Source organism: Mycobacterium branderi (genome assembly GCF_010728725.1).
In the GTDB taxonomy this organism is placed as follows: domain Bacteria; phylum Actinomycetota; class Actinomycetes; order Mycobacteriales; family Mycobacteriaceae; genus Mycobacterium; species Mycobacterium branderi.
In genome coordinates this window covers 4,435,859-4,447,023 of sequence record NZ_AP022606.1, presented here as the reverse complement: position 1 = coordinate 4,447,023, position 11,165 = coordinate 4,435,859, and the positions used below count along the sequence as shown (strand labels likewise).

General features: G+C 66.6%; 9 protein-coding genes. 8 read left to right on the top strand and 1 reads right to left on the bottom strand.

What is annotated here, in order from left to right; all coding sequences use genetic code 11:
* The first annotated feature begins 29 nt into the window (after positions 1 to 29).
* The 3 genes from yvcK to G6N47_RS21440 are packed head-to-tail and all read left to right on the top strand — an operon-like array spanning position 30 to position 2,475.
* Entirely contained in the window at positions 30 to 1,085 is a 1,056-nt protein-coding gene (gene yvcK / locus G6N47_RS21450) for a uridine diphosphate-N-acetylglucosamine-binding protein YvcK (protein WP_083134434.1), read from the top strand.
* A complete protein-coding gene (whiA, locus tag G6N47_RS21445) occupies positions 1,082 to 2,059 on the top strand; it encodes a DNA-binding protein WhiA (RefSeq protein ID WP_139799724.1) in 978 nt (325 codons plus the stop codon). Before yvcK ends, whiA begins: the two co-directional genes overlap by 4 nt.
* A 50-nt stretch (positions 2,060 to 2,109) precedes the next feature.
* Entirely contained in the window at positions 2,110 to 2,475 is a 366-nt protein-coding gene (locus G6N47_RS21440) for a hypothetical protein (protein WP_139799721.1), read from the top strand.
* Between the two features lie 122 nt (positions 2,476 to 2,597).
* Here the strand turns inward: G6N47_RS21440 and G6N47_RS21435 are convergent, their stop codons facing one another.
* Complete coding sequence (locus tag G6N47_RS21435; protein WP_232080378.1) at positions 2,598 to 3,080, bottom strand: QsdR family transcriptional regulator; 483 nt, start codon at positions 3,078 to 3,080, stop codon at positions 2,598 to 2,600.
* Between the two features lie 309 nt (positions 3,081 to 3,389).
* Here G6N47_RS21435 and G6N47_RS21430 point away from each other — a divergent pair, with 309 nt between their 5' ends.
* The 5 genes from G6N47_RS21430 to G6N47_RS21410 all read left to right on the top strand — a co-directional run bounded on the left by G6N47_RS21430 (position 3,390) and on the right by G6N47_RS21410 (position 11,081).
* Positions 3,390 to 4,916, top strand: coding sequence for a long-chain-fatty-acid--CoA ligase (locus tag G6N47_RS21430; RefSeq protein ID WP_083134436.1), 1,527 nt, complete (start codon positions 3,390 to 3,392; stop codon positions 4,914 to 4,916).
* A gap of 13 nt (positions 4,917 to 4,929) precedes the next feature.
* Positions 4,930 to 6,435 carry a WS/DGAT/MGAT family O-acyltransferase gene (locus tag G6N47_RS21425; protein WP_083134437.1) on the top strand — a complete coding sequence of 502 codons (1,506 nt, stop codon included), beginning with the start codon at positions 4,930 to 4,932 and terminating at the stop codon, positions 6,433 to 6,435.
* 53 nt (positions 6,436 to 6,488) lie between these two features.
* Positions 6,489 to 7,739, top strand: a complete 1,251-nt coding sequence (locus G6N47_RS21420) for a PucR family transcriptional regulator (protein WP_083134438.1) — start codon at positions 6,489 to 6,491, stop codon at positions 7,737 to 7,739.
* 121 nt (positions 7,740 to 7,860) lie between these two features.
* Positions 7,861 to 9,327, top strand: a complete 1,467-nt coding sequence (locus G6N47_RS21415; protein ID WP_083134439.1) for a class I adenylate-forming enzyme family protein — start codon at positions 7,861 to 7,863, stop codon at positions 9,325 to 9,327.
* Positions 9,328 to 9,344: 17 nt separating this feature from the next.
* Complete coding sequence (locus tag G6N47_RS21410; RefSeq protein ID WP_083134440.1) at positions 9,345 to 11,081, top strand: DUF3556 domain-containing protein; 1,737 nt, start codon at positions 9,345 to 9,347, stop codon at positions 11,079 to 11,081.
* Positions 11,082 to 11,165: the final 84 nt, after the last annotated feature.

Below are 11,165 nucleotides of genomic sequence, written 5' to 3'. Positions count from 1 at the left end.
CAGAGCGAAGCGATGAGGAGGAGCGTCGCATGACCCCCGGAACAAGCCCCAGCATCGTCGCTCTGGGCGGTGGACACGGCCTGTACGCGACGCTGTCGGCAGCCCGGCGGCTGACCCCGCACGTCACCGCCGTCGTCACCGTCGCCGACGACGGCGGCTCCTCGGGCCGGCTGCGCAGCGAACTCGACGTCGTCCCGCCCGGTGATCTGCGAATGGCGTTGGCGGCGTTGGCTTCCGACAGTCCGCACGGGCGGCTGTGGGCGACCGTCCTGCAGCACCGGTTCGGCGGCAGCGGGGCGCTGGCCGGGCACCCGATCGGCAACCTGCTGCTGGCCGGCCTGTCCGAGATGCTGGCCGACCCGGTCGCCGCGCTCGACGAGCTGGGCCGCATCCTCGGCGTCAAAGGCCGGGTGCTGCCGATGTGCCCGATCGCGCTGCAGATCGAGGCCGACGTCTCCGGACTGGAGGTCGACCCGCGGATGTTCCGGCTCATCCGCGGTCAAGTGGCGATCGCGACCACGCCGGGCAAGGTGCGCCGGGTGCGGCTGCTGCCCGCCAACCCGCCGGCCACCCGGCAGGCCGTCGACGCGATCATGGCCGCCGACCTGGTGGTGTTGGGGCCCGGATCCTGGTTCACCAGTGTGATTCCGCATGTGCTGGTACCGGGGTTGGCCGCCGCGCTGCGGGCGACCACGGCCCGGCGTGCGCTGGTGCTCAACCTGGTCGCCGAGCCGGGGGAGACGGCCGGGTTCTCGGTGGAACGTCACCTGCACGTGCTCGCGCAGCACGCACCGGATTTCACCGTGCACGACGTCATCATCGACGCCGAGCGGGTGCCCAGTGAGCGCGAGCGCGACCAGCTGAGGCGCACCGCGAAGCTGCTGGACGCCGAGGTTCGGTTCGCCGACGTGTCGCGGCCTGGTACACCTTTACATGACCCGGGCAAGCTGGCCGCGGCGCTGGACGGGGTGGGTGTGCGCGACACTGGTCAGGCAGCGTCCCCGGTGACAGCCCCGATGCCGATTGAAGGTGAACGTCAGCAACCCGGCGCAGACGGACCGAGAGGTGACGACGCGTGGCAATGACGGCCGAAGTCAAAGACGAGTTGAGCCGCCTGGTGGTGAACTCGGTGAGCGCGCGGCGTGCCGAGGTCACCTCGTTGCTGCGGTTCGCTGGCGGGCTGCACATCGTCGGCGGCCGGGTGGTTGTCGAAGCCGAGGTGGACCTGGGCAGCATCGCGCGACGGCTGCGCAAGGACATCTTCGACCTGTACGGTTACAACGCCGTCGTACATGTCTTGTCCGCCAGCGGAATTCGCAAGCAGACCCGGTATGTGTTGCGAGTCGCCAACGACGGCGAGGCGCTGGCCCGTCAGACCGGCTTGCTGGATCTGCGGGGCCGCCCGGTGCGGGGGCTGCCGGCGCAGGTCGTCGGCGGCAGCGTCGCCGACGCCGAGGCCGCCTGGCGGGGCGCGTTCCTGGCGCACGGATCGCTGACCGAGCCGGGGCGCTCGTCGTCCCTGGAGGTCAGCTGCCCGGGCCCGGAGGCGGCCTTGGCGCTGGTGGGCGCGGCGCGCCGGCTCGGGATCAGCGCCAAGGCGCGTGAGGTGCGCGGTGCCGACCGCGTCGTGGTGCGCGACGGCGAGGCCATCGGCGCGCTGCTGACCCGGATGGGCGCCCAGGACACCCGGCTGATCTGGGAGGAGCGCCGCATGCGCCGCGAGGTGCGGGCGACGGCTAACCGGCTGGCCAACTTCGACGACGCCAACCTGCGGCGCTCGGCGCGCGCCGCGGTGGCGGCGGCCGCCCGGGTGGAGCGTGCGCTGGAAATCCTCGGCGATGCCGTGCCCGACCATCTGGCCGCGGCCGGCAAGCTGCGCGTCGAGCACCGGCAGGCGTCGTTGGAGGAACTGGGCAGGCTGGCTGATCCGCCGATGACGAAAGATGCTGTGGCAGGCCGTATTCGGCGGCTCCTGTCGATGGCCGATCGCAAGGCCAAACAGGAAGGCATCCCCGACACCGAATCGGCGGTGACCCCGGATCTGCTCGAAGACGCGTAGGGTTTGCGATTCCGCAGCCTTCCCGCTCAGCCGGGAATACCCTGCGGTCTATGCGACGACGCGCCGCAGCGATAGCAACGACGATGTTGTTGTCCAGCGGTTTCGGCCTGGCCGGTTTGGGGCTGGGAGCTGGTACCGCCCATGCCTATACGTACGGCCCATTCCAGTGGTGCCCCGGACAAGACATGCCGAACGATCCGCCGCGCTCGGATGCAGATCTCGTGTGGGATATGAATGTCTGCCACACCTACTACTTCGACTACGACGTGCGGACCAAGGCTCCAGCCCACTATTGGGAGGGGCCCAACCTGTTTCCAACTCCCATCCCGCCGCCTCCGCCGCCAGCGAATCCACCCAACGTATTCGAGCAGTGTCCCGGGCTCATCCCGTTCGTCACCTGCCTGCCCGGCTTATAGCCGCCCCTCAGAAGGGTGGGTCCTCGGGCAGTGGTTTTTGTGGGAGCGGCTGCCAGTCCGGCGGTAGTTCTTCGGGTTCGTGTGGACTGACAGAAGCTTTTCGGCCGGGTCGTGTCCGTCAATTAGTCGCGGCCGAGCAAGGCGGCGATCGCCTGTTGCGCCTTGCCGATTTCGGGTTGTCCGCCGGTGATGATGTCGGCATAGAGGAAGGATTCGACGATCCTCACGATGAGGTATGCGAGGTCGTGCGGTGGTAATGGCGGCTTCAACTGCCCGTGCGTGATCTCTTCGCGCAGAAGGGATTCCACCGCGGTGACCAACCGCTGCTGCACCGCGCTGGCCCGCGTGGTGAGGATTCTCAGCGCGCGCTCGGGCTCACGGCGGAGAAACTCCCGGAAGTAGTCGGCCTCGTCGAGGATGGTGGCGAATCGATCCATGATGGCCACGACGCGCTGAGCGCCGCGGCCCGGTGCGCCGTCGACCGCCATCGCCAGCGTCGGCTCGGCGAGCGACCAGAGGATCTCGGCGAGCAGATCGTCTCGGCTACCGACCCAGCGGAACAGGGTGGCGCGGTTCACGCCGAGCTCCGCGGCCAATTCCCGCATCTCGATCCGACGGCCTGTCATGAACCACCGGCGGGCGATGCGGAATGCGGTCAACGCGTCCGGCCGACGGTCTGCCGCCAACAGGCGGGACAACTGCGTTTCGGTGATGTCGCACCTCCCGGCGGCCGGATACTGTCTCGCGATCGCAACACTTTATCAAAGTCGCATCAAAAGAAACAGAACTAAAACTATTGCGGTCATGCAACATATATAGATATGCTGCAACCTGTCCGCCCAGCCCGGTCGGCGGACGCCATTCCGGTCGCCGCCACAGCTGCGACCGCTCTACCCGCAACCCGAAAGGCCGTCATGAACGTCGGAGCGCATCTGAGCAAGCGGGCCGAGTTGAATCCGGGCCTGGAGGCGCTCGTAGACGAGGCCGCCGGCCTGCGGTTCAGCTTCGCCGAACTCAACGAGCGCGCTGACCGAACCTCCCACGCGCTGACGAGGCTGGGGCTCGCCAAGGGTGACCGGGTCGCCGTGCTGCTGCCCAACGGGCACCACTTCGTCGAAACCTTTTACGGCGCCGCCCGATCCGGGCTGGCGGTCGTTCCGTTGAACTGGCGGCTGGTAGCCAATGAGCTCGCATTCATGCTGCGTGATTCCGGTGCAACGGTTTTGGTGTTCGACGCCGAGTACGACGCCGTCGTCGCCGACCTGCGCGAGCACGGCACACCGGTGCGGCACTGGTTGCGCGTCGGGGTCGACGGTCCCGGCTGGGCGGCGGATTTCGAAGCCTTGGTGGAACAGGCACCGCACGACCCAGTGGTCGTCGACGGCGACGGTGACGACCCGCTGTTCATCATGTACACCTCGGGCACCACCGGACTACCCAAGGGCGCGGTGCACACGCACGACAGCGTGGAATGGTCAGTGCTCACCGTGCTGGCCAGTGTCGACATCCGGTTCCGCGACCGCTACCTGATCTCGCTTCCACTGTTTCACGTCGGTGCGCTCAATCCGATGGTGAGCTGCATCTACCGGGGCGCAACAATCGTGATGTTGCGCCACTTCGACGCCCAGCGGATCTGGGACGTCTTCCGCGACGAGAAAGTCACGATCACGCTGGCCGTCCCCGCCATGCTGAACTTCATGCTGCCGACGTATCGGCCGGGGCTGCGTGAGTCGCTGACGCTTCGCTGGATCATGAGTGGCGCCAGCCCGGTGCCGGTGTCGTTGATCGAGTCCTACGCCAACCTCGGCTACGAGGTCCATCAGGTCTACGGACTCACCGAGACGTGCGGCCCGGCCTGTGTGATCAGTCCCGACGATGCGATGTCGCACATCGGCTCGACGGGAAAGGCGTTCTTTCACACCGATGTTCGCGTCGTCGACGACCAAGGTGCCGACGTCGGACCCGAGGCTTCCGGTGAGGTGTTGGTGCGTGGCCGACACATCATGGCGGGCTACTGGAACCGGCCGGATGCGACCTCTGAGACGATCACCGATGGCTGGTTGCATACCGGCGATGTCGCCGTTCGCGACGCCGACGGTTTCATCTACATTCAGGACCGGCTGAAAGACATGATCATTTCCGGCGGAGAGAACGTCTACCCGGCGGAGATCGAAGACGTCCTGCTGTCCCACCCCGGCATCGCCGACGCTGCGGTGATCGGGATGCCGTCCGCCAAGTGGGGCGAATCGCCACTCGCGGTAGTCGTACTCGCCGACCCCAACCTTGACGAGGCCGCGGTGCTGGCGCACTGCAGCGGCAAGCTCGCCCGCTTCAAGCTGCCCAAGCGTGCGGTGTTCACCGACGTCATCCCGCGCACCCCGACGGGTAAAGCACTGAAACGCCAGCTGCGCGAGCAGTTTTCATTCGACGCGCCCGAGTAGAAAAGAGAACGTCGTGAAGCAACTCACCGGCCTGGACGCCGCGTTCCTGTATATGGAGACGCCGACGACCTTCGGCCACGTCACGGGCCTGATGATCTTCGAGCGGCCCACGCCCGACTACGACCCATACGCCGCGGTGTACGCCAAGTACGCCTCGCTGGTCGGCCAGCTCGAGCCACTGCGGCGGCGCCTGGTCGGGGTGCCGTTCGGGCTCGACCATCCCTATTGGGTGGCCGACCCCAATTTCGATCTCGCGTTCCATGTCCGCGAAACGCACTTGGCCCGACCGGGTCTCGTCGACCAGCTGGCCGATCAGGTGTGCCGGATCGTCGGGCGACCGATGGACCGCACCCGGCCGCTGTGGGAGGTCTACGTCATCGACGGGCTGCAGGATGGGCGCTGGGCGCTGCTGACCAAATATCACCACGCCACCATCGACGGCGCCTCCGGGCAACTGATGTTGCAGATCGTCACCGACACCGAGCCCAGCGCTCCCGCGCCGGGGGAGGGTCCGTCGTGGGAACCCGAGCAGCTGCCCAGCACCGCCGAACTGTTGCGCCGCACACTGATCCACCTGACCGCCAATCCATTCAAGGCGATGCGGGTACAGGCCCGGATCGTGCGCCAGCTCGCCGACGCCGCCGGAATCCACGGCGTGAGCAGTGCCGCGGGCCGGGCCGGAGCGGCCGTCAAGTGGGTCGCTCAGTTCGGCGGGAGCAACCGGCCGAACATCTCGCTGCCCAAAACCACCGCGCCGCCCACACCGTGGAACAAGACGATCAGTGGGCACCGCCGATTCGCCATGCGGACAACCTCTTTGGAGAACGTCAAGCGGCTCAAGCACGCCACCGGCGGCACCGTCAACGACGTCGTGATGGCGATTTGCGCCGGCGGGCTGCGGCAATACCTGCTGGCCCACGACGCGCTGCCGGACCGCCCGCTGCGGGCCATGGTCCCGGTGTCGATCCGCACCGGCGACGAAGCGGACCCATGGACCAACCGGGTGTCGGCCATCGTCGCCGAACTGCCCACCGACTGCGACGACCCCGTCGAACGGGTCGCCCGTTGCCGTGCGGCGATGCAGCGGGCCAAGCGGCTGCACGACCTGGTGCCCGCTGCCGAACTGGTCGACCTCACCCAGCATTCGACGCCGGTGCTGGCCACCGCCGCCGTGCGGCTGGCGTCGCGGCTGCGGTTGGCCGACCGGGTAACACTGCCGTTCAACGTGGTGATCTCCAACGTGCCCGGTCCGCGCCAGCCGTTGTATTTCGCCAGGGCGAAGCTGTGTCACCAGTTCCCGGTGTCTATCGTCACCGACGGGCAGGGCCTCAACATCACCGTGGTGAGCTACCTGGACCGGCTGGACTTCGGTTTCATCGCCGACCGCGAACTCGTGCCCGATGTCTGGGACCTCGCCGACATGCACGTCGCCGAGATCGGCCGGCTGTTCGAGGCCACCGGCGCCGAGTGGGCTCAACCCCCGCAACCGGCGTTCCCGCGCCGCGGCCCGATCAAGTGAGGCGCGTCGAGATCCACGTTTTGCCGGAGCGGTGTGGCGCGCACACTTGACCGATGAAGGTCGGCAAGTCGCTGTCGGTGGTGGCTCAACATATGGACACCAACCGCGACGAGTTCGTCACCGATCTGGTTGACGTCACGAAGCTCGAGATTCGGGCGCTGAATCACGACACCCGGATGACGGACCTGCTGACCGCGAGCATCACCGAGGTCGTCGTTGCCGGCATTCACTACCTAGACCTCGAAGCGCCGCAATCGCGAGTACAGGCCCCGCCCGGCGCTTTGTTCTACGCGCGGGCGCTGGCCCAGCGCGATGTTCCGTTGTCCGCATTGATCAGGGCGTATCGGATCGGGCATGCGCGGTTCTTGGAGGCCGCGATGCGATATGCCTCGTCACTGGAGGGCGTCGCGCGGGTGCCGACGATCGTCGAACTGGTGAACCGCACGGCCCGCTTCATCGACCAGGTATGCGATCAGGTGGGAGTGGCCTACGAGCAGGAGCGCGATCGCTGGGTGAGTCGCCGCAGCGGCCTGCGACAGCAGTGGGTCGGCCAGCTGCTCGCGGGTCTGCCAGTCGATATCCAGCGGGCCGAAGAGGTGCTGCGGTACCGATTCGACGGCACGCACCTCGCCGCTGTCGCGTGGGCCGACGTGGCGGTGCCCACCCGGGACGTGGCGACGTTGTTGGATCGGGTAGGGAGACTGGTGGCCGCCGAACTCGGCGCCATCGGCCGTCCATTGATGGTTCACACCGACGAGCGCGAGGTGCGGGTGTGGCTGTCGGTGCCGGCGCCTGTTGTCCTGGACCGGTCGCGCGTGCGCGCAGCGTTCGACTCGTCGGGAATCGCCGCATATGTGGCTTTCGGCGATACCGACGCGGGCCTGGATGGCTTTCGCAGGTCACTCAAACAGGCCGAACGGGTCCAATCGGTGGTCCTCGGTGGCGGCGCTTCTCCACCATCTCGAGTCAGCTTCTACGCCGAGGTCGCGCCGGTCGCGTTGATGGCCGGCGATTTGGAGGAGCTGCGCCGGTTCGTGGCTGATGCGCTGGGCGATCTCGGTCTCGACGACGACCGCAACCGATGGCTGCGTGAGACGCTCCGCGAGTTTCTGGTGCGCAACCGTAGCTATGTGGCGACAGCTGAGGCAATGATATTGCACCGCAACACTATTCAATACCGGGTGACCCAGGCGATGGAGCTGTGCGGACAGGATTTCGACGATCCGGATGCCGTGTTGAAAGTGCAGATCGCGTTGGAGGCCTGCCGGTGGATGGCGCGGGCGGTGCTGCGGCCGGCCACCTAGTGTTCGTGCGGACAGCACAAATGTGATCGTGCACTTCGTTATGCGCGCATATGGTGCCGGCCACATTCAGCGCGTTACGGTTGCCGCCATTAGCACGAAACGACCAGCTTAGAGGTGTCGAATGCATTTCGCCCTGTTGCCCGACGAGCGCGCCGCACATCATCCCGATGGCCCGGCGTTGGCCGATGAGCACAACGGCCAGCTGACCAACGCCCGGCTGCTGCAGCGGGTGCAGACCGCGGCCGCGCATCTGTTGAAGGCGGGCGTCGGCGCCGGAGACGTCGTCGCGGTGGCGCTGCCTAATCGTGTCGAGCTGATCATCGCGTTGTTCGCGGCGTGGCGGCTGGGGGCCGCCGCCACCCCGGTCAATCCCGCGCTAACGCCCAGTGAGACCGACTACCAGCTCGGCGACTCCAAGGCGCGAGTGCTGGTGTGCGACGACGACTCTGCATCGGCCGCCGGCTACACGGTGCTGACGCTGGCCGACCTGTCCGAGCCGGTCGACACACCGGCCGCAACTGCTGACATCTCGGAAGACACTGTGGCCCTGGTCATTTACACCAGCGGCAGCACCGGACGACCCAAGGGAGTGGAGCTGACCCACGCCAACATGATGGCGATGGCACAATCGATGATCTCTTTCACCGGGATGGGTGCCGACGCGCACAGCCTGCTGATCCTGCCGCTGTTCCACGTCAACGGAATCGTGGTCAGCGTGTTGGCCCCGCTGCTGGCCGGCGGGCAGGCCACAGTGGCGGGACGGTTCAGCCCGGCAACGTTTTTCGACATTGTCGAACGGGTTCGGCCCACGACGTTCTCGGCGGTCCCGACCATCTACCGGATGCTGGCCGAGCTGCCGGCCGAGGTCACCCCGGACACGAGTTCGGTGCGCTACGCCGTCTGCGGGGCCGCCCCGATGCCGGTCGAGCTGATTCATCGGTTCGAAAAGCGCTACGGCGTACCCATTGTCGAGGGCTACGGGCTGTCGGAGGGAACCTGCGCTTCCACCAGCAACCCGCTCGACGGTGAACGCAAACCCGGCACCGCGGGAATAGCGCTTCCCGGCATCACGGTCGCGATCATGAACGAGGGAGGCGAGCTGATCACCGACGGATCACCCGGCGAGGTCGTCATCAAAGGGCCCACGGTCATGCGCGGCTATCTCAACCGGCCGCAGGACACCGCGAAGACGATCGTCGACGGCTGGCTGCACACCGGTGATATCGGCTTTCTCGACGCCGACGGCTACCTCACCCTGGTCGATCGGGCCAAGGACATGATCATCCGCGGCGGGGAGAACATCTACCCCAAGGAGATCGAGTCGGTCATCTACACCCACCCCGACGTGCGGGAGGCTGCCGTCGTCGGCCGTCCCGATCCCGTCTACGGCGAAGTGCCGGTGGCGTTCGTGACCCTGCGCGACGGCGCCGAAGTCACTCCCGACGGCCTGCTGGCGCACATCCGCCAGTCCTTGGCCAAATACAAGCTGCCCGCGCAGATCGTCATAGTCGACGAGCTGCCCAAGAACCCGGTCGGCAAGATCGACAAACCCGAACTGCGGCGCCGATTCGTCCTATCCGCCAACTGATTCGAGACGAGGTCACCATGGGATTCATCACACCATCGGTTCCGGATGTCGACCCCGGCACCTGGAGCACCTTGCCGTGGCGCACCCGGGTCCAGGTCTGCAGCCGCCACTGGGCCGAACACGGTTTCGGCACCCCGTACGCGGTCTACCTGCTTTACCTGTTCAAGATCGCCGTCTACATCGCCGCCCCCGCCGCGATCATCTCGCTGACACCGGGCCTGGGCGGCCTCGGCCACATCGGGCAGTGGTGGACCCAGCCGATCGTGTACCAGAAGGTCATCATCTTCACCCTGCTGTTCGAAGTGCTGGGTCTGGGCTGCGGATCCGGCCCGCTGACCGGGAGGTTCTGGCCGCAGATCGGCGGATTCCTGTACTGGTTGCGGCCCAACACGATTCGGCTGCCTCCCTGGCCGGACAAGGTTCCGTTCACCGCCGGCGACACCCGCAACGTCGTCGACATCGCGCTGTACGCCGTCGTGCTGATCTCCGGGGTGTGGGCGCTGCTGTCGCCAGGCGACAATGCCGGGCTGATCAACCCGGTGCTGGTGGTGCCGACCATCGTCGCGCTGGCGGTGCTCGGGCTGCGCGACAAAACCATCTTCCTGGCCGCCCGCGCCGAACACTACTGGCTGAAGCTGTTCGTGTTTTTCTTCCCGTTCATCGACCAGGTCGCGGCGTTCAAGATCATCATGCTCGGATTGTGGTGGGGCGCAGCGACCTCCAAGCTCAACCACCACTTCCCGTACGTGGTAGCCGTGATGACGAGCAACAACGCGCTGCTGCGTCCCAAGATGTTCACGTGGTTCAAGCACAAGCTCTACCGTGACCCGGTCAACGACCTGCGACCCTCCCGGCTGCCGAAACTCATGGCCCACGTTGGCGGCACCACAGCCGAATTCATCGTGCCGACGGTGCTGGTCTTCGTCGCCGACGGCCAGCCGTGGCGGTGGTTCCTCATCGCCTTCATGGTGATCTTCCACTTCAACATCATTTCCAACCTCCCGATGGGAGTTCCGTTGGAGTGGAACGTGTTCTTCATCTTCTCGCTGTTCTACTTGTTCGGCCACTACGGGTCCATCACGGTCTTCGACCTGAGCTCCCCGCTGCTGGCAGTCGCCCTGGTCATCGTGATTGCTACCGCTGTGATCGCGGGAAACATGTTCCCCCAACAGATTTCGTTCCTGCCTGGGATGCGCTACTACGCCGGGAACTGGGCCACCAGCCTGTGGTGCTTCCGGCCGGGCGCCGAGGACAAGATCGAGGCCAACATCGTCAAAAGCTCGGCGCTCGTCATCAACCAATTGGCGAAACTCTACGGGCCGGCCACTGCCGAAGTCATGGCCGACAAGGTGCCGGGGGCGTTTCGGGCCATGCACCTGCATGGCCGGGCACTGGGCGGGCTGCTGCCCCGCGCGATCGCGAACGAGACCGACTATGCGATCCGGGAGGGTGAAATCGTCGCCGGGCCGCTGATCGGCTGGAACTTCGGCGAAGGCCACCTGCACAACGAGCAATTGGTCGAGGCGGTGCAAAAGCGCTGCCACTTCGACGAGGGCGACGTTCGGGTCATCATCTTAGAAGGCCAGCCGATCCAGACCCAACGGCAGTGGTACCGCATCGTCGACGCCAAGACCGGCCTGATCGAGGCAGGCTACGTCACCGTCAAGGACATGCTGGCCCGCCAGCCCTGGCCCGAACCCGGCGATGAGTTCCCGGTCCACGTCACGACGCGACAGACCGACGCTGCCCGATGACCCGCGCCGGCGACGATGCAGCGGGGGCACCCCCAGCCGCGCAGCGGCGAGGGGGACGGAGCGATGAGGTGGGGGCCCCTCCCG

Coding starts and splice junctions, on each gene's coding strand:
- whiA (WP_139799724.1), top strand. CDS start 1,082: ATGACGGCCGAAGTCAAAGACGAGTTGAGCCGCCTGGTGGTGAACTCG.
- G6N47_RS21430 (WP_083134436.1), top strand. CDS start 3,390: ATGAACGTCGGAGCGCATCTGAGCAAGCGGGCCGAGTTGAATCCGGGC.
- G6N47_RS21415 (WP_083134439.1), top strand. CDS start 7,861: ATGCATTTCGCCCTGTTGCCCGACGAGCGCGCCGCACATCATCCCGAT.
- G6N47_RS21435 (WP_232080378.1), bottom strand. CDS start 3,080: ATGCGGGAATTGGCCGCGGAGCTCGGCGTGAACCGCGCCACCCTGTTC.
- yvcK (WP_083134434.1), top strand. CDS start 30: ATGACCCCCGGAACAAGCCCCAGCATCGTCGCTCTGGGCGGTGGACAC.
- G6N47_RS21440 (WP_139799721.1), top strand. CDS start 2,110: ATGCGACGACGCGCCGCAGCGATAGCAACGACGATGTTGTTGTCCAGC.
- G6N47_RS21410 (WP_083134440.1), top strand. CDS start 9,345: ATGGGATTCATCACACCATCGGTTCCGGATGTCGACCCCGGCACCTGG.
- G6N47_RS21420 (WP_083134438.1), top strand. CDS start 6,489: ATGAAGGTCGGCAAGTCGCTGTCGGTGGTGGCTCAACATATGGACACC.